This window comes from Rossellomorea sp. GAMAL-10_SWC (genome assembly GCF_049568075.1).
Lineage (GTDB): Bacteria > Bacillota > Bacilli > Bacillales > Bacillaceae_G > Gottfriedia.
The window spans coordinates 3,877,850-3,897,361 of the sequence record NZ_CP144911.1 but is presented as its reverse complement, the minus strand read 5'-3'; the positions used below and the strand labels follow the sequence as shown (position 1 = coordinate 3,897,361).

The window sequence follows — 19,512 nt, the reverse complement described above, 5'->3', positions numbered from 1 at the left end:
AATAAGTACATTTTGTGAATTTTAATTTATTTAACAGGTTTGGCACGGAAATTGCTTATTATTTTAGTAAGAGACTAAAAATTAATCAATAATATTGGGGGAACTCAAATGACAACTAATTCTCAAAAGATCATTGACCAAACAAATCAATATGGCGCAAATAACTATCATCCACTTCCAGTAGTAATCTCTAAAGCTGAAGGTATTTGGGTTACAGACCCTGAGGGTAACAGATATTTAGATATGTTAAGTGCATATTCTTCTGTAAACCAAGGGCATCGTCATCCAAAAATTATCCAAGCTTTAAAAGATCAAGCTGATAAAGTTACATTAACTTCTCGTGCTTTCTATAGTGAAAACATGGGTGAGTGGTATGAAAAGGTAGCAAAAGTTACGAACAAAGATATGATTTTACCTATGAACACTGGTGCTGAAGCTGTTGAGACAGCTATTAAAGCTGCTAGAAGATGGGCTTATGATGTTAAGGGTGTAGAGGAAAACCAAGCAGAAATTATTGCTTGTGTTGGAAACTTCCACGGTCGTACGATGGCTGCAGTTTCTTTATCATCAGAAAAAGATTATCAACGTGGATTTGGACCATTCTTACCAGGAATTAAGTTAATTCCATATGGCGATATTGAAGCATTAAAAGCTGCAATTACGCCTAATACGGCTGCATTCTTAATCGAACCAATTCAAGGTGAAGCTGGAATTAATATCCCTAAAGAAGGATTCTTACCTGAAGTAGCTGAAGTTTGTAAAAACGAAAACGTATTATTTATTGCAGATGAAATTCAAACAGGTTTATGTAGAACTGGTAAAACTTTTGCATGTGATTGGGATGGCGTAACTCCTGACATGTACATTTTAGGTAAAGCACTTGGTGGCGGAGTATTCCCAATTTCATGTGTTGCTGCAAATCGTTCAATCTTAGGCGTATTTGAGCCAGGTTCTCACGGATCTACATTTGGTGGAAATCCATTAGCTTGTGCAGTTTCTGTAGCTGCTTTAGAAGTTCTTGAAGAAGAGAAGTTAGCTGAGCGTTCAAATGAGCTTGGAAACTACTTTATGGAAAAATTAAAAGAAATCGATCATCCTCACATTAAAGAAGTTAGAGGACGTGGATTATTTATTGGTGTAGAACTTCATGTACCAGCACGTGTTTATTGTGAAGCATTAAAGAAACAAGGTTTATTATGTAAAGAAACACATGATACAGTAATTCGTTTTGCACCACCATTAATTATTTCAAAAGAAGATTTAGACTGGTCAATTCAACAAATTAACGAAGTATTTAGCCAATATAAAGCAACTGTATAAATGGAGCGATAAAAATGACAACTACAATCCCACAAAATGAAGTACAAAACAAAATCAAAGAAGAAGGAAGAGAATTAATTGAGTCTACTCAAGAAGTAATCTCAGAAGCTCTTCATAAACTTGGTTATTCAAAAGAACTTTATGAGTTATTAAAAGAACCATTACGATTTTTAACAGTTCAAATTCCGGTAAGAATGGATGATGGCTCAGTGAAGATTTTCACTGGCTATCGTTCACAACATAATGATGCTGTAGGTCCAACAAAGGGTGGAATTCGTTTCCATCCTGAGGTTAATGAGGACGAAGTAAAAGCTTTATCAATGTGGATGAGCTTAAAATGCGGTATCGTTGATTTACCATACGGTGGGGGAAAAGGCGGTATCATTTGTGATCCAAGAAAAATGTCAATTTATGAGTTAGAGCGTTTAAGTAGAGGATATGTTCGTGCGATTAGCCAAATCGTTGGACCAACAAAGGATATTCCTGCTCCAGACGTATATACTAACCCACAAATTATGGCTTGGATGATGGATGAATATAGTAGAATTCAAGAATTTGATTCTCCTGGATTTATTACTGGTAAACCACTTGTATTAGGTGGATCAGAAGGACGTGAAACAGCTACAGCTCAAGGTGTTACAATCTGTATCGAAGAGGCTGCTAAACGTAAGGGAATTGATTTAAAGGGTGCTAGTGTCATTGTTCAAGGATTTGGAAATGCGGGTAGCTTCTTAGCGAAGTTTATGGTTGAAGCAGGTGCAAAGGTAGTCGGTATTTCTGATGCACTTGGCGCATTATACGATCCAGACGGTTTAGATATTCATAGCTTACTAGAAAAAAGAGATAGCTTCGGGACAGTAACTAATTTATTTACTGATGTTATTTCGAATAAAGAATTACTTGAAAAACCTTGTGATATTTTAGTTCCAGCGGCAATTTCAAACCAAATTACAATTGAAAATGCTCACAATATTAAAGCATCAATCGTAGTTGAAGCTGCAAATGGTCCGACTACTTTAGAAGCTACTAAAATATTAACAGAGCGCGAAATTTTACTAGTTCCAGACGTACTAGCAAGTGCTGGTGGAGTTTCTGTTTCTTATTTTGAGTGGGTTCAAAATAACCAAGGTTACTACTGGTCTGATGAAGAAGTTGCTCAAAAACTTCGTGAAAAAATGGTTCGTTCATTTGATAGTGTTTACCAAACTTCAGTTAATCGCAAAGTAAATATGAGATTAGCTGCATATATGGTTGGTATTCGCAAAATGGCGGAAGCATCTCGTTTCCGTGGATGGGTTTAATAGATTAATTGGTTTGCTCCAGATGGAAATTCCATCTGGAGCACTTATATTGTATTGACAGATAATAAACTCTATTTTTATAATTAAGATATTATTTCGGTACAATGATTTGAATACGCTTTCAGATTTTGTCTGATAATTTAGTTTCAAAATAAGTTAATTTAGAGCGCTTTTGTGTGCGGTAAAGTAAATTAGGGGAGCTAATATTCTGTTATATCAGAATATTTTAACTTATACGCACAATTTACATCTAGAGGAGGGACTTTCATGAATCAACAAGAACAGGGGTTAAAGAAAGAGCTTAAAAGCAGACACTTGTTTATGATTGCTCTTGGGGGAGTAATTGGGACAGGTTTGTTTATGGGATCAGGCTATACAATTAGTGAAGCTGGCCCAGGTGGAGCAATATTAGCCTACTTAGTAGGTGGAATCGTAATGTATTTAACAATGCTATGTTTGGGAGAATTAGCAGTTAATTTACCAGATGCTGGTTCTTATCAAACTTATGCAACTAAATATATCTCACCAGCATCAGGCTATGTAGTTGGATGGATGGCATGGTTAAACTGGTCGGTAACAATCGGTTTAGAGTTAATCACGGTTAGTATGTTAATGAAGAGATGGTTTCCAGATGTACCGACTTGGATCTGGTGTGTAGTATTTGGGGTAATATTATTCGCAATAAACGCACTTTCAACTAAGAGTTTTGCTGAAGTTGAATTTTGGTTTGCAAGTATTAAAGTAGTAACAATTGTTTTATTTATTATTTTAGGTGGAGCAGTAATGTTTGGCATTGTACCAGTAGAAGGGTCAAAAGCTCCAATGCTTACTAACTTTACAGACCACGGTGGACTTTTCCCGAAAGGCTTTTTAGCGATAATGGTCACAATGGTTGCAGTTAACTTCTCATTCCAGGGAAGTGAATTAGTAGGGATTGCAGCTGGTGAAAGTGAAGATCCAGCAAAAGCTGTACCTAAAGCAATTAATAACACTGTATGGCGAATTCTAGTATTCTTTATTTTATCAATATTTGTTTTAGCAGGCTTATTCCCTTGGGAGAAAGCTGGTTTAGTAGATAGTCCATTCGTAGTAGTATTTGATAACATCGGTATTCCATATGCGGCAGATATTATGAACTTTGTTATTATTACAGCTGTTCTATCAGTTGCTAACTCTGGTTTATACGCAACATCACGTATGATGTATTCAATGGCTCAAAAAGGCATGGTTAGTGCGAAATTAGGTAAATTAACTAAAAAAGGTGTACCTTTAAACGCTTTAACTTTTAGTATGTTTTTTGGATGTTTATCTCTATTAAGTGGTATTTACGCAGAAGACACGGTTTATCTATGGTTACTATCAATTGCAGGATTTGGCTGTTTATTTGTTTGGGCAAGCATTGCATTATCAAATCTTTTAGGTAGAAAGAAATACATTGCAGAAGGTGGAAAATTAGAGGATTTAAAATATAAAACGCCTCTTTATCCAATCGTTCCAATCGTTGCTTTCGTTTTAAATGTGGCTGTAATTATTAGCCTTGCATTTATCCCAGACCAACGTATTGCATTGTACTGTGGTGTTCCATTTATGATTGCATGTTTAATTTATTATCATTTCTCTGCTAAGCATAAGATTGAAAAACACGAGCAAGAAGAGAATAAAAAAGTAAGTTAATAATTGTTTTGAGAATGTCTCAAAAATTTGTGGAAACTCGCTAGTAATTACTAGCGAGTTTTTTAGTTTTTTGAATTGTGGTTATGTTGTTGATCAGATTTTGCAAAAATTAAGTGAAACTCACAACTTTATCAACAATGTCCACAGATTGTTCATGCTTGTTAAGATTGAACCTACTTATTTCAGCCCACAGTAACAAACTTTATATCGTTCACACAAATTTTACGAGTAAAAATTACTGCTTTATTAACAAAGCTCACAATTTTATCAACAGTGTGCATATTTTCGTAAATATTTTTTTGATTTTGCAGGGGAGAGCGGCTACTTATCCACTGTTTTGGTGAACGTATTACTGTTTTTAACTGATTCTGTATTAAATATTAACAAATGTTCGCAAGTTCTTGTTAATAACCTTTTATAGAAAGGAATGGGGAAGTTACTTATCCACATTTTACTGTTATGGCTATATTTTCTTTAGAATCAGATATGAGTTATACACATAAAAAAAGAACTGTCCCAAAAGTACATTGACTTAAGGGACAGCTACATTTTTACTGCTTATTTATTTTTTTCAGACTCTTTACTTGTTACAGTGATGTCTTGTAAGTGACCTTGGAAGCCTTGACCAGCTGTTAAGTCGTAACCTTTAACGCGCTTATTAACTCCATCTAAACCGAAGCGGAATAGAGTAGGGATAACTGGCACTTCGTCATTTACAAGCTCTTGCCATTTATCGTATACTTCTTGACGGTATTTTTCATCAAATGCTTTTGCTGAAATACCTTCTTTTAATAGTTTATCATTGTCGTTATTTACCCAACGAACGTAGTTGAATGGTGCATTTTTCGCCCAGATTCCAGATGGGTCTGGGTCAGAACCTGTTCCCCAAGCTGCTGCGAAAATATCGATTTTTGGATTATCTTTTTCTACCATATCGTAGAATGAGTTGAACTCATGTAAACGTCCATCTAATAATTGAACATCTAAGCCAACTTCTTTCCAAGATTGTAAGTAGAATTGTGCTAATGGTTCAGCGATATCGCCACCACTCATAGAAGCGAAGTTGATTTTAAATGGTTTTCCGTTTGGATCTTCACGTAAGCCATCTCCAGTTACATCTTTGTAACCAGCTTCGTCTAGTAATTTTTTAGCTTTTTCAGGATCATGAGTATATCCTTTTAATGCTTTATCAAAGTATTTAGGGAATGATGGTGGAATGACAGATGTTGCAGGCACTCGTAATCCTTTGTATAATTTTTCCCCAACTGATTTGTTATCAAGGGCATAAGCCATTGCTTGACGTACACGCTTATCTTGGAATTTTGGATTATCCATTACGTTTACACCATTTTTCGCATCGTAATGACCTAATTTAAATCCGATGTAAGAGTAAGCTAACTCAGTTTTACCGATTAATGAGATATTTTTTAATTTTTTAGCTTGATCATATTGGTCAGCTGAAACAGAAGCGATATCGATATCTCCGTTTGCTAGAGAAGATGTAGCAATAGTTGGATTAACAACTTTTAAAAGTACACCGTCAAGTTTTGGAGCACCGTTCCAGTAATCTTTATTCGCTTCGAACTCTACAGCTTCACCTGGAGTGATCTTTTTAATTTTAAATGGTCCAAAGCCGATAGGAGCTTTACGAATTTGGTCAGATGATACTAATTTATCAATTGGCACATTACCTAAATATTTTTTAGGTAATGGGTAAGTCCATAGTCCAGTAAGTACTGATGGGTTTGCTTCTTTAAACGTAATTGAAATGTTATGATCGTCAATTACTTTAACACCAGAAATATTTTTTGCCTTACCATTATGATAATCTTCCATACCGTCAATCATAGACATTTGTGAATCATAGCGTACACCAGTGTATTTTGGATTACCAATTACAAGGTATGCGTACTCTAAATCTGATGCTGTAACAGGATCGCCATTATGCCATTTGACATTATCTCGAATTGTTAAAGTAATCGTCTTTTTATCATCACTTAATTTATATGTAGCAGCACCATCTTGATCATAAATATAGTTTTCATCTGTCGAAAGAAGTGGTTCATCAAAGAATTGAAGAACCTGTGAATCTGGGTCACCTTCATAAAAAACGTTATTTAAGATACCTTCAAATGGCGTATCTGAAACTAAACCATATTTTAAAATGCCACCTGAAACCGATTTTTTGTTATTTGAAACTTTAATTGGAAAAGCAGCTTGATCGATTTGCTTAGTAGTAGTTGAAGTCTTTGTGTCGCCACCTTTACATGCTGAAAGAATCATCATAGATACTGCCATTGCGCTTAATACTTTAGTAAAGCTTTTTGCATTTTTCATATTTCCACTCTCCTTATTTTTTAATTAACCTCTTCTTTGTCTAGCATCAGCTGCACGCTTTAGCGCTTCACCGATGAAATTTATACTCAGCATGAGCACTAAAATCATGCACGATGCAGGTAACCATATCCACAACTTATTTTGTAAAACATCAGGATTTGTTGCATAACTAACTAGTGTTCCTAAACTTGGCGTACTTTCTGGTAAACCAAATCCAAGGAAGGTAAGACCAGATTCAATTCCAATATTTCCTGCTAGGTTTAAAGTGAATGCAACGATAATTAAAGAGCTTACATTTGGTAAAACGTGTGAGATAATGATTTTCCAATTCGGTGTGCCAATTGCTTTCGCTGCTGCCACATAATCTAATTCGCTTTCTGATAAAACTTTTGAACGAATTAACCTTGCTTTACCTGTCCATAAAAAAAGGCTCATAATAAGGACAAAATTTATGATTGAGAATTTAGGTACAACTGTTACGAATACAATAATTAACATTAATGTTGGTAAGGATAAGAAAAAGTCAATGATACGCATTACGACACTGTCTACCCAACCACCAAAATAACCAGCTATTAAACCTAATGCTAGGCCTAGTAGATTTGTAATAATTGTGATGAAAAATCCAATCGTAAAGGAATTTCTAGTCCCAATTATTAGTTGTCCAAATATATCGCGTCCCCCGTAGTCAGTACCTAACCAATGAGTAGAGGAAGGAGGCTGATAGATTGATAGAAAGTCTACTTTAACAATTTGATCTTGATCTAGAATAAGCGATGTACCATACACACTTATTATTATTAGACCAAGCACGATAAGAGAACCTAAAGCTAACTTATCTCGCCTAAATTCAGCCCAAATGACACTAAATCCAGATGGGCTTTTTCGTTGCTCTGTATTATGAGTTTGATTTTCGATTTTTAATTCCATAAATTTCACCTACCCTATTCAATCCGTATACGTGGATCTACGATGCTTAGAATAATATCTGAGATTAATGTTCCAAAAAGTGTTGCAAGACATGTCATTAAAACAAGCGCATTTACAACAGTAAAATCACGTAACATAACGGATTTGACGAACAGTTGCCCAATTCCTGGATAGCCAAAAATTGATTCTAAAAATACAGAACCAGCAATTAAACCAGTAATCTCATAACCTAAAAATGCAGCGATTGGTAAAAATGAATTTCGTAAAATATGTCTAGAATAAACTTTAGATTCAGGAACACCTTTTGATCTAGCTGTTCTGACAAAATCTTTTACTTTAGTATCAATAATTTCACTGCGTAAATATTGAGAAATTCCAACAGTTGAAATAAGTGCACCTGATAAAGTTGGTAAAACAAGGTGATCTAACTTGCTTACATAATAAGCAAAAGTTCCGTCAGCAATTTGAGGGTCTACGCTACCGCCCGTAGGGAAAAGATCAAAATAAAATCCAAAAACAAACAACATAACAATTCCAAAAATAAATAGAGGGGTAGCAAATCCTAAATAGTTATATCCGGTTATCAGCTTATCTGCCCACGTGTCGCTATAGCGTCCACTAATAATCCCAAGTGGAATTGCCAGTAAATAAGTTACAATAAACACGCAGAGAGCAAGTAATACAGTATTTCCAATACGATCGCCTATTACATCGACTACATTGATTTTGTGTGTATAGGAAACACCAAAATCTCCTTTTGCAACATTTTTAATCCAATGATAATACTGAACATAAGCAGGATCATTTAAACCCATTTCTTCACGAATTTTTTCAATTTCTTGTGGATTAGCTTTTGGGTTAATCGAACGACCAGTTAGTGCATCACCAGGCATTGCTTTAGCTAGTGCAAAGATTAGTATACTCAAGATCAGAAGCTGAGGAATCATGATGAGTATACGGCGAATGACAAATTTTAACATATTCGTTACTCCTTTCTAAGGTAATGCTACTCGATGAGTATCTGAGATTGGTTTTAAATCAAATGGTCGACCATTTTCATCAAAGTAAGAAGAAGCATTTTGTTGATATTCTTTTCTAACTTCTTGTCTTTCTTTAATTTTTTCTTCTCGAACTTCTGGACGAATATCTGGTATTGCTGCAATTAAACGTTTAGTGTATATATGTTGTGGGTTGTTTAAGATATCTTCAGTAGTGCCTTCCTCAACAAGTCGCCCTCTATACATAACACCAATTCGATCACATAAATGGCGAATAACGCCTAAGTCATGACCGATAAATAAATAAGTTAGTTTGAATTCTTCTTGTAAATCTTGTAAGAAATTAAGTACTTGTGCTTGTACTGAAACATCCAAAGCCGAAACAGGCTCATCTGCAACGATTAACTTAGGTTGTAAAGTTAAAGCTCTAGCAATCCCAATTCGTTGACGTTGACCACCAGAAAATTCATGTGGATATTTATATAATGATTCTGGAGATAATCCAACTTTATCTAGGTAGTAAAGTACTCGTTCACGTTCTTCTTCAGCAGTTAAAGTTTCATAGTTTCTTAGCGGTTCTGCAACTAAATCAATAATTCTCTTTTTAGGGTTTAAAGAAGAGTATGGGTCTTGAAATACCATTTGAATCTCTTGGCGAAATGCTCGCATTTGCTTTTTATTTAGTGTTATTAAGTCCTTGTCTAAAAACTTAATACTTCCATTAGTAGCCTGAGTCAATTGAAGTATTGCCTTACCTGCAGTAGATTTTCCACTACCTGATTCTCCAATAAGGCCATATGTTTCGCCTTCGTTTAGTTCAAATGAAATTCCATCAACAGCTCGAACATGATCTACAACTGTTCGAAAAATACCACCACGAATAGGGTAATGTACTTTTAAGTTATCAACCTTTAATAGAGACATTTACGATCGGTGCTCCTTTCTCGTTCTTGAAATGGAAATGCTTATAACAAGAACAACGTACATAATGATTTGGTTTAACTTCATGCAAGATAGGTTGATTTTCATGAGCGTAATTTTGAATCCAAGGAATACGGTGGCTAAATCGGCAGCCTGTTCTAGGTAGTTTGTCTAATGGTGGAACTGTACCTTCAATAATATGAAGTCTTTGATTTTTTGAATGAGTAGTAGGAATAGAGTTTAATAGTGAGCGCGTATATGGGTGTAATGGATTATTTAGTATTTCTTCTACTGAACCAGTCTCAATAATTTGTCCAGCATACATAACTGCAACACGATCTGCTACTTCTGCAACAACACTTAAGTCATGCGTAATTAAAATGATGCCTAGCTTCGTTTTCTTCTGTATTTCTTTTAATAAATCTAATATTTGAGCTTGTATTGTTACATCTAAAGCAGTAGTTGGCTCATCTGCAATGATGAACGAAGGGTTACATGCAATGGCAATTGAAATCATAGCACGTTGTCTCATACCACCAGATAATTCATGCGGGTACTGTTTATAAGTAACCTCTGGCTTTGGAATTCCAACTTGATCTAATAACTCTAATGCACGCTCTTTTTTTTGTGAACGTGAAAGATCAGTATGAAAATCTAAATTTTCTTCAATTTGTTTACCAATCGTCATTAAAGGATTAAGAGCAGTTAGAGGTTCTTGGAAAATCATTCCGATTTCCTTGCCTCGAATTTTATTCAATTTACTATCATTTAGCGTTAGTAAATTTGTACCCTTGTAAGAGATCGATCCATTCATTTTTGTACGATTATTTGAATGTAGTCCTAGGATTGATAGGGCTAGTGCACTTTTACCGCAGCCTGATTCACCCACAATTGCAAGAACTTCATTTTCATGGACAGTTAGTGATACATCATCCACAGCAGGATAGTATTGGTTGTTTATACGAAACGATGTCGTTAAATGTTCGATTTCCAAAAGAGGTTTTGACATTTCGTGTCTCCTTTCGAGATTTCATGAGCAAAATTGTTGGTATATTTTGAATTTTCATAAGTATAATATTATTACGCGAATGTTTCAATATGAAAACATTTTCTGTAATATATAGTCCTTTTTGACTAAAAATCATTAAAATTCAGATTAACTAGTAAATTAATAGGGAAAAAATGTCACTATGATTCGATAAAAAGGTTGATAGATTAAATAAAATAAGGGAGAGTAAGGAAAACACAAAATGAAAACGTTTACAAAATTGTTTGAAGAGTAGATAAAAAGATGTGTTTGAAAATAAAGGAGAATAAAAGAGTTTTTTGTCGGAAATTGAAATAATTTAGTGGAAAATATATTTCAGATGTACAATTTGTAGTTTTAAATTCCTAGTTCAAAATACCTGTTTTCACACGAAAAAATAAGAATTACATTAAAAAATATATGTCTACTAAAATTTATTTTAGATAAATTAGGAAAGAAAAAAAGCAGTATAAAGATAAAAGGATGAGTAATCCATTTTATTTTATACTGCTTTTCTTAATTTAATCTTAAGTCTTAACTCAATTTAAGTAGGCTGTTAACATCCAAACATGCTTTGCAAGTTGTTCTCGAATGGCTAAAAGTAAATCATGAGTAACTGAATCATTTTCAGACTCAGCAATTTCCATACCATCTTTTAATTCTTCAATTAAATAATGATAGTCCTTAGTAATGTCCTGGACCATTTCATCAGAAGTAATATTCTTATTTGCTTCATTAAGGCTTGAAGTATCAAGATACTCTCTCATTGTAGCTAGTGGTTTTCCACCAATTATTAACACTCGCTCTGCTAGCTCATCAATATGTAAACTTGCCTCATTGTAAAATTCCTCAAATTTAGTGTGTAGAGTGAAAAAATTTGGACCTTTTACATACCAATGATAGTTATGTAACTTTACAAATAGAATATTCCAGTCTGCTATTTGCTTATTTAGCACATCAACAGTCGTTTTTGAGATGGATGATGTATCCATTAAAATCCCTCCTCTAAATGATGTAAAAGATTAAAAAACCATATAAACCATCTTAACTGATAATGAGGGAAAATAGTCATGGTAATATTTGATAGCTAAGACAACAATTAGTAAAATTAACGTTAAATTGTAAATACCTTTATATTGAAATAAAAAAATTCAACCGATTTAAGGTTTGGATGGAGATGAGAAGATAAAAGTACTTTACTCATAACAGAAGTAGAAAGAATATAAAAATAACATACTCTTAACATGTTTATGAGTAAGTAAAATACCCCCATCCATTAGGATGGGGGTTATTCTATGAATGTTCATTTTCTTTAGTCGTGGAAAGTTTCGGATCAATTCTAAGTGTATCATCCTCATTTAAAGCTTTTTTCAATAATAAAAATAATGCCCCAATCATACCAAGAAGAATAATGACAAAAAAGAAAAAGATGATTACATCATAGACCAATGTTAAAACCCCCTTCGAAACTTTTCTGTATTCATATATATATGATTGAAGAAAAGGACAGATAACCAAAATTCACAAAGTGTTCAAAATTAAAATGCATATTTAAAATGTGGATAAATTATTTTTACTATTAGGTTGGATCGATTTAACTAAAAGCGAGTGACATCAGCATTTGTAGCCATTAACTCTAAAATATTAACAAGAACTACCAAAACAAAAAACAAGTTAAAACTCAACGTGATTACCGTTGACATAGGTAAAAAATGTCGTTGAACCATCGAAGATAATCATGTTACATTTTTCACATATTTAACTGTGAGTTCAGCAAAGAAACAAAGTTGGAGGTTTTAATGTGATTTTCAGATCCGGAAAATGATAGTGAAGAAAATTTTTAATTGGAATGGAGAAATATAATGGTGAAAAAAAGAAAACGCCTTTTTAAAGCGATTGTTTTAGCATCCATTTTTGTCATCATGACGAGCGGGACGCAACCTAGTCTACTTGGATTAAAGGGACTACTTAAACCAACTATTACAGAAGCAGCAACATTTCCAAACTTGGTCCAAAACCCTACATTTAATTTTGATAGTCAAACAACTACTTTTCCAAATTGGTCATTTATGGCGTATTTAAATAAAAACCAAGGTCTAGGTCCTTTTAGCTCCAATTTAGTGGATCAAGGTGACGGCTGGTATAAGGTTTATGGTGATGTCAACCCAAAAAGTTATGTTAAATCTATTCCAGGGGGTGGGATATTATTAAAAGTATTAAACACGTCAGGTTCTCAAGAGTTAATAGCAATGAACCAAACGATTAACACAATTCCAGGACAAACTTATATCTTAAAGTTTCCTTTTAAACTTATTCAAAATGAGAATACCGATCCTAAGTATTCTTGGTTTGTATCTGACACAGAAAGTAATACCGCTCTAACGACAGATAAAGGATGGAGAGAATACACAGGACCTCAAAATGTAACGACTACTTTCACTGCGATCGGAAATAAAGTAAATTTTAGAATTTATTTTGAAGACGGTATAATAGATGCGCTTGATGGTAGTGGATTTCAAATCTTTCAGGTTGATCATGTTTCTGTTACAGTACTAGATACGGAGGCACCAAAAATAACGGAGGCTATTATTACCATACCAGAAGGCTACACAGGTGGTGCATCATGGACCAATAATAATACGACAATTCACTTTACAGCAACTGACGATTATGGGGTCGATCCAACATCGTATGAAGTTTCTACTGATAATGGTGACACTTGGAGTAAAGCCGGTTTAAGTAATGCAAACTCAACAGGCGTTGATTATACAGTTTCAACCCAAGGTACGACAAATATTCTAATTAGAGCAAAAGATGATTCTGGAAACCAGAGTAATCCAGTAACCGATCCTGGAGCTAAATTTACAGTCAAAATTGATAAAGAACTACCTATTACCAACTATGCTGACGGGCAATTATATAATAAAAATACAGCAACAAACATTACATTCAGTGATGCGCTAAGCGGTATTGATACAGCAAAATTAAATGGGACATCCATTTCTTCTGGCACAATAAACCCAGCTGATGGTCAACACACATTAGTCATCACTGATAAAGCAGGTAATCAAACTATTTTACACTTTACAGTAGACAAAACTATTTTACCGCCAGTTGTAAATCCGATTACAGATATCAGTGCAAGTATAACGGGAACAGCTGAGGCGAATAGTACTGTGAAAATAACATTACCCGACCAATCATTTTTAACTACAAAATCTGAAGCGGATGGTTTATTTTCGGTATCCGTAGAGCCATGGACATTGTATGCGGGGGATGTAGTGAGTGCAACTGCAACAGATGTCGCAGGTAATACGAGTACAAATACAAATGTAACGGTAACAGCAGAAACAAAAAATCCAGTCAATCCAACGAACCCGACAAGTCCAGTCGAACCTGTTAACCCAACTGACCCAGAGAATCCTCATGAACCTGGAACAAAGAGTTCGTTAAGTATTGACTATGTGTCAAATTTCCATTTTGGTGCGCAGGAAGCTTCAGGTAAAAATGAAGTTTATACTGCTCAATTAGATGAAGTAAAACAAACTTCAGATGGTTCGATCATTAAAGTACCAAATTTTATTCAAGTAACAGACCATCGTAGAACAAAAAATGGATGGAAACTAACAGTACAGCAAAATGAACAATTCAAGAGTGGTAATAATGAATTAACAGGTGCGGTTTTAAAATTAAATAATCCTATTTTAAACTCATCCACTGAAGCGCAGTATAAACCAGTAGCTAATACATTGACATTGGTTCCCGGTGGCGGTGCCCAGAATCTAGCTTACGCAGATGAAGGAAAGGGACCTGGAACATGGACAATTGCATATGGACAGAATTCATCTAGCATAACCCTTTTCGTGCCTGGTGCAGCTTATAAAGAAGTAGGTGCCAAATATAAAACAACATTAACATGGACATTAGTAGATGCACCACTTTAAAATCAAGAAACTTCCTATATAGATGCTAAAAATACCCCATCAAGTAAGTAATAAAACTCGGTGGGGTATCTTGTACTTACTTATTTGAACGCGTTGGAACTTTAGACTAGCTAAAAACTTATGCTGCTTGATTTCGGTTCTTTTTAACATGAACAAGAACTGGTGCAGAAGAAAGTAAAATGATTAATAGAACTGCACTAATAATAAAAGAAGGAACCATGTACCAAGCATTATATACTAATGAATAAAGAGAAACTGATGTACCTTTTGGAGTGTATGAACCGTAGAAAACGATCCCAGCAATAAAGTGACAGATGAAACGAGCTAATGAGCCGATAAAGGTTCCTAAAATTATATACGCTGCTGCACTTTTTGTATTGCCATTTGTTAAACTATTTTTTATTTGTTTATAAACAAGACCAGCTAAACCGAGACTTGTAAATGCTGCAATATAGTCTAAAAATACTTGGATTGGATGAACAAAATATAGCTTTGTAACAATTTGTAGTGCTGCTAATAATAGACCAGTAATTAATCCTTGTTTTAATCCCCAACGAAAAGCAATTAGAAAAACTGGAATCATTGATAATGAAACAGAGCCACCTTGAGGTGCAGTAAATAATGGTAAGAAATCAAAAATAATTGCTAGTGCTGCACACATTGCTATTTCTGTCATTAATTGAATCTTTGATGTCTTCATATATATTTCCCCCTTTATCATTTTCCGACAGAAGACTCCTTCTTCAATTACGTGAAGGTGTGATAACACCAGTAATAGGTAGGAGATGAATGTCGGTTAGGCGTGCGTATGTCTAAAAGCTTTTTGTTGCCTGCTGGTTAAAAAGTTTTTACTTACTAACTACGATTAAAAATCAAGGAATGAAGTGAGGTGAAAACAATGCTAGTCAATAAAGCATATAAATTCCGTATCTATCCAACTAAAGAACAGGAAACTCTAATCGCCAAAACGATTGGATGTAGTCGTTTTATATTCAATCACTTTTTAGGACAATGGAACGACACATACAAAGAAACTGGCAAAGGATTAACGTACAATTCTTGTTCTGCTGAATTAACAAAGTTGAAAAAAGAATTAGTATGGCTAAAAGAAGTTGACAGTACTGCTCTTCAATCCTCACTGAAAAACCTCGCAGATTCCTATTCACGATTCTTCACAAAGCAGAATAACGCACCACGCTTTAAGTCTAAAAAGAATCGCGTTCAATCCTATACAACTAAAGAAACAAACGGAAATATTGCCGTTGTCGGAACCAAAATGAAACTTCCTAAACTTGGTCTTGTTCGCTTTGCTAAAAGTCGCGAAGTACATGGTCGTGTTTTGAAAGCGACCGTTAGACGAACTCCAAGTGGTAAATACTTTGTATCCATTCTTGCAGAAGTAGACGTACTACCACTGGAGAAAGCTAAATCATCGTTTGGTATCGATCTAGGCATCACCGATTTTGCCATTTTTTCTGACGGTCGCAAGATTGACAACAATAAATTTACTGCCAAAATGGAAAAGAAACTAAAACGTGAACAGCGAAAACTTTCAAGACGTGCGTTACATGCTAAACAGAATGGGATTAACCTTCTTGATGCAAAAAACTATCAGAAACAAAAACGAAAAGTCGCTAGATTACACGAAAGAGTATTGAATCAGCGTGAAGATTTCCTTAACAAGTTGAGTACAGAAATCATCAAAAACCACGATATAATCTGTATTGAAACCTTGAATACAAAAGGAATGCTACGTAATCGTAAATTAGCCAAATCGATCTCTGATGTATCATGGTCTGCTTTTGTAACGAAATTAGAATACAAAGCTACGTGGTACGGTAAAACAATCATGAAAGTGAGTAATTGGTTTCCATCCAGTCAAATATGTTCCGATTGTGGGCAACAAGATGGTAAAAAACCTCTTGAAATAAGGGAATGGACCTGCCCTTTTTGCCACGAACATCACGATCGAGATCTAAATGCCAGTAAAAATATTTTAGCTGAGGGCTTACGAATATTATCTTTGGCCTAAATAATCATAGAACCGTAGGAATCTACGGGGATAGCTTGGTAAATATGAGAAACCTCTGCTGGCAAAGAAATAACACTAGCAAGTATGCTCAGTTCCCAGGAATCTCCCACTTCAAACAACCTGTAAGGGTGTTAAGTGGTGAGTAGTTCAAATAGTGGACAACTTATGTAGTGAAACACATTGTAAATAATGATGTTTGAGTGAATATTCGCCTACTTATTGTTATGTCTAGTTCCAGCGCCTTGCCCCTCGAGGTCATAAGTCAAAGCCAAGTGTAGATTGAAAAGCAATCTTCCCCTGTCTTTGCCTTATGCTTGTCGGAGCAAGAGCGAGCCGCTTCCACATTTCGTTATAGGGAGATTTCAGTAGGAATAAATAAAAAAAGCAATACTGGGTAGCATGATGATCCCGGCGTTGCTTTTTCATCGTGCCACATCCCTACGTTAGTACTAACTAACAGGTTCAGAGGGTAAGAATAGCTAATCTATTCACTCTCAGCCAAATGGCTCCCCTTGTGGTTTAGCTTACATTTAGTTGTCTTTACTAAATATAGTCAAGGTATTTTAAAAATACAATTAATTTATCCGTAAAAATTAAAAAAATTTTGCCTTTCGTTAATGGGATTTGTGTAAGAATCGCGAAAAACATTAATTGAGTTAACTTTTTAGATAGTCATTAAAATTATTTTTAAAAAATGAGTGTAATCATAGCTATTATGTAAAAAATAAGCATTATAACTTTTATCTTATTTATACTAGTCATAAATTATTCATAATGGCTTGCTTTTCATTTTAAAATTTACCGTGTAGAATGAATACGAAAGAAACAGCTAAATTTTGGCAGAAAGTGTAAATAATTTGAAGGAGACATTTTAGATGATTCAAGTATTATTTGTCTGTTTGGGTAACATTTGTCGATCGCCAATGGCTGAGGCTGTTTTTCGTCATTTAGTGACAGAAAAAGGGTTAGATAAACAATTTATGATAGACTCAGCTGGTACTGGAGATTGGCATTTAGGTCACGCTCCACATAAGGGAACACAAGGTTTATTGAGTGAAAAAGGTATAACCTGCGAAGGTATGAAAGCTCGAAAAGTGACAGAAAATGACTTTAAATATTTTAGTTATATTGTTGCTATGGATGCACAGAATAAAGAGGATTTAATGAATTTAGCAAGAAATAATTGTATAGGAGAGATTTCACTACTTTCAGATTATGTTCCAGCATCAATGTGGAAGGAAGTGCCTGATCCATATTATACGGGTAATTTTAATGAAGTATATGACATCATTACAGAAGGATGCTCTCATTTACTTCAGCATATTTTAAAGCAACACCAATTAACAGTTTAGAGGAGGATGTAGAATGTCAAAACGTAACAAAGCTTTACGCAATATTCTAGTCGGAGTCGCAATTGGTGCAGGAGTTACTCTACTTAACAAGGAAAATCGTGAGAAAATCTCACGTAAAGGAAGAAGCGTAACAAACAAATTAAATCAAATTAAAGAAGATCCAGAAATCGTAAAAGGTGCTGTTCGAAATCAATTGAGAGTAGTACAAAACTCAGTTGAGAAATTAGAAGGCAATGTGCAGATTGTAAAAGATAAATGGATCGAAATTAAAGATTCAACATTAAATAAGTTTGATAAAGGCTCTTCTAAAGTAACAGAGAAAGCAGTGGAAGCTGTAGAAGAGAAAATTGAAGATTCAATCGATCTAGAAGAAGGTAAATCGCAAATTTCAGCGACTTCACTAGAAGTAAATCATGAAAATGAATCTTCTGAAACTGACGAGCAGTTAGAAGCTACTCTTGAAGGTATTGAAGATTTAACTGATGAAAATGCAGATGAAGTACAAGAGAAAGTAGAATCCATTTTATTGGCAGGTAATACATCTAAAGAATAACAATTGAAGGTGTCAATTTGATTAAGAAAAAGAATTCTATTTTAGCATTTGTTTGGGATTTAGTGAAAAAGTGTATGGAAGACGAAATAGTATCTCGTTCAGCGGAGCTAGCATATTACTTAATGCTATCTCTTTTTCCATTTCTTCTTGTTCTAACTCAAGTCGTAACCTATTTACCACTTTCTACTGATCAAATATTGTCATTCTTGAGTCAATATGCTCCGCCAGATGCTATGGCTATTATACGAAGTAACTTGCAGTTAATAATCGGGCAATCACATGGTGGAGTTTTATCAGTAGGGTTAATTGCGACTATTTGGGCTGCGTCCAATGGGATTAATGCAATCATTCGAGCACTTAATGATGCGTATGATGTAGAGGATAAACGAAATTACTTTGTTACAAGAGGAGTTTCAATTCTTTTAACAATTATTATGATTTTTGTGATTGTCTTTGCATTATTAATACCAGTGTTCGGGAAAGTAATTGCTAAGTCTGTATTTCAATTTTTGGATATATCTCAGGATTTCTTATATACTTGGAGCCTGATCCGCTGGTCACTAAGCTTTGTAATCCTAATGATTGTATTTACTGTTCTATATTCCATTGGACCGAGTAAAGTAGTTCACATTAAAAAGACATTCTTTGGTTCACTATTTGCAACATTTGGATGGATCATTTCTTCATTTGGATTTGCTTTTTACGTTGATAACTTTGGTAATTACACAAGTCATTACGGTAGTTTAGGTGGAATTATTGTCTTAATGATTTGGTTTTTTATTTCGGCAATGGTTGTGATTATTGGTGGAGAGCTTAATGCATTAATAAAGCAAAGACAATATGGTAAGCACAAAGCTAAACCAAAATTGATTGACCCTACTAATCCAAATCCAAAATAATTTCTTCTATAATATATTGGAGTTTTCTTCCATGAGTAGTCTTATTTTAGAGAGGTAAACTAAAAAAGACTTCAAAAAGGGAGGAATTTTAAAATGAGTAATAATAAGAAAAACCATAATGATAAATCAAATAAGAAACAAAAAAGTAGCTCACATCCAAAGGGCAAAACTAGCGGTTCTGCAAACGGACATAATGATTATCATTAATTTTTTAGACTGACTAG

The 19,512-nt window shown here is 34.5% G+C and carries 16 protein-coding genes and 1 riboswitch; of the genes, 8 read left to right on the top strand and 8 right to left on the bottom strand.

Annotated features, from left to right (window positions below):
• Positions 1 to 108 precede the first annotated feature (108 nt).
• The 3 genes from V5E38_RS18935 (at position 109) to V5E38_RS18925 (ending at position 4,295) form a co-directional block, all read left to right on the top strand.
• On the top strand, positions 109 to 1,320 hold the full coding sequence (locus V5E38_RS18935; protein ID WP_025569075.1) for an ornithine--oxo-acid transaminase: 1,212 nt from the start codon (positions 109 to 111) through the stop codon (positions 1,318 to 1,320).
• A 14-nt stretch (positions 1,321 to 1,334) separates the two neighbouring features.
• The gene (locus V5E38_RS18930; RefSeq protein WP_025569073.1) at positions 1,335 to 2,621 is read left to right on the top strand and encodes a Glu/Leu/Phe/Val family dehydrogenase; all 1,287 of its coding nucleotides are present in this window, start codon (positions 1,335 to 1,337) and stop codon (positions 2,619 to 2,621) included.
• Between the two features lie 267 nt (positions 2,622 to 2,888).
• Positions 2,889 to 4,295, top strand: coding sequence for an amino acid permease (locus V5E38_RS18925; protein ID WP_499211131.1), 1,407 nt, complete (start codon positions 2,889 to 2,891; stop codon positions 4,293 to 4,295).
• Between the two features lie 558 nt (positions 4,296 to 4,853).
• Here the strand turns inward: V5E38_RS18925 and opp4A are convergent.
• The 7 genes from opp4A to V5E38_RS18890 all read right to left on the bottom strand — a co-directional run bounded on the left by opp4A (position 4,854) and on the right by V5E38_RS18890 (position 11,957).
• Positions 4,854 to 6,632, bottom strand: coding sequence for an oligopeptide ABC transporter substrate-binding protein (opp4A, locus tag V5E38_RS18920; protein WP_499211130.1), 1,779 nt, complete (start codon positions 6,630 to 6,632; stop codon positions 4,854 to 4,856).
• A 24-nt stretch (positions 6,633 to 6,656) separates the two neighbouring features.
• On the bottom strand, positions 6,657 to 7,562 hold the full coding sequence (locus V5E38_RS18915) for an ABC transporter permease (RefSeq protein ID WP_499211129.1): 906 nt from the start codon (positions 7,560 to 7,562) through the stop codon (positions 6,657 to 6,659).
• 14 nt (positions 7,563 to 7,576) lie between these two features.
• A complete protein-coding gene (opp4B, locus tag V5E38_RS18910; protein WP_097973226.1) occupies positions 7,577 to 8,542 on the bottom strand; it encodes an oligopeptide ABC transporter permease in 966 nt (321 codons plus the stop codon).
• 15 nt (positions 8,543 to 8,557) lie between these two features.
• A complete protein-coding gene (locus tag V5E38_RS18905) occupies positions 8,558 to 9,484 on the bottom strand; it encodes an ABC transporter ATP-binding protein (RefSeq protein ID WP_499211128.1) in 927 nt (308 codons plus the stop codon).
• Entirely contained in the window at positions 9,465 to 10,490 is a 1,026-nt protein-coding gene (locus tag V5E38_RS18900) for an ABC transporter ATP-binding protein (protein ID WP_097973229.1), read from the bottom strand. The genes V5E38_RS18905 and V5E38_RS18900 overlap by 20 nt, the downstream gene beginning before the upstream one ends.
• Before the next feature lie 557 nt (positions 10,491 to 11,047).
• Positions 11,048 to 11,485 (bottom strand): Dps family protein, encoded by a 438-nt coding sequence (locus V5E38_RS18895; protein WP_499213607.1) that lies wholly within the window; start codon positions 11,483 to 11,485, stop codon positions 11,048 to 11,050.
• Between the two features lie 316 nt (positions 11,486 to 11,801).
• Positions 11,802 to 11,957, bottom strand: a complete 156-nt coding sequence (locus tag V5E38_RS18890) for a hypothetical protein (protein WP_499211127.1) — start codon at positions 11,955 to 11,957, stop codon at positions 11,802 to 11,804.
• A gap of 413 nt (positions 11,958 to 12,370) precedes the next feature.
• On the opposite strand from V5E38_RS18890, the gene V5E38_RS18885 reads away from it, so the two are divergent.
• On the top strand, positions 12,371 to 14,452 hold the full coding sequence (locus tag V5E38_RS18885; RefSeq protein ID WP_499211126.1) for a WxL domain-containing protein: 2,082 nt from the start codon (positions 12,371 to 12,373) through the stop codon (positions 14,450 to 14,452).
• A gap of 118 nt (positions 14,453 to 14,570) precedes the next feature.
• Here the strand turns inward: V5E38_RS18885 and thiT are convergent, their stop codons facing one another.
• Positions 14,571 to 15,152 (bottom strand): energy-coupled thiamine transporter ThiT, encoded by a 582-nt coding sequence (gene thiT, locus V5E38_RS18880; protein ID WP_499211125.1) that lies wholly within the window; start codon positions 15,150 to 15,152, stop codon positions 14,571 to 14,573.
• A gap of 198 nt (positions 15,153 to 15,350) precedes the next feature.
• On the opposite strand from thiT, the gene tnpB reads away from it, so the two are divergent.
• From tnpB to V5E38_RS18860, 4 genes are all read left to right on the top strand, one after another.
• The gene (tnpB, locus tag V5E38_RS18875; protein WP_499211124.1) at positions 15,351 to 16,484 is read left to right on the top strand and encodes an IS200/IS605 family element RNA-guided endonuclease TnpB; all 1,134 of its coding nucleotides are present in this window, start codon (positions 15,351 to 15,353) and stop codon (positions 16,482 to 16,484) included.
• 418 nt (positions 16,485 to 16,902) lie between these two features.
• Positions 16,903 to 17,007, bottom strand: a riboswitch (TPP riboswitch).
• A 352-nt stretch (positions 17,008 to 17,359) separates the two neighbouring features.
• Positions 17,360 to 17,836 carry a low molecular weight protein-tyrosine-phosphatase gene (locus V5E38_RS18870; RefSeq protein WP_097973236.1) on the top strand — a complete coding sequence of 159 codons (477 nt, stop codon included), beginning with the start codon at positions 17,360 to 17,362 and terminating at the stop codon, positions 17,834 to 17,836.
• Positions 17,837 to 17,849: 13 nt separating this feature from the next.
• Positions 17,850 to 18,389 (top strand): hypothetical protein, encoded by a 540-nt coding sequence (locus tag V5E38_RS18865; protein WP_097973238.1) that lies wholly within the window; start codon positions 17,850 to 17,852, stop codon positions 18,387 to 18,389.
• A gap of 17 nt (positions 18,390 to 18,406) precedes the next feature.
• A complete protein-coding gene (locus tag V5E38_RS18860) occupies positions 18,407 to 19,288 on the top strand; it encodes a YihY/virulence factor BrkB family protein (protein WP_499211123.1) in 882 nt (293 codons plus the stop codon).
• The last annotated feature ends 224 nt before the right edge of the window (positions 19,289 to 19,512 follow it).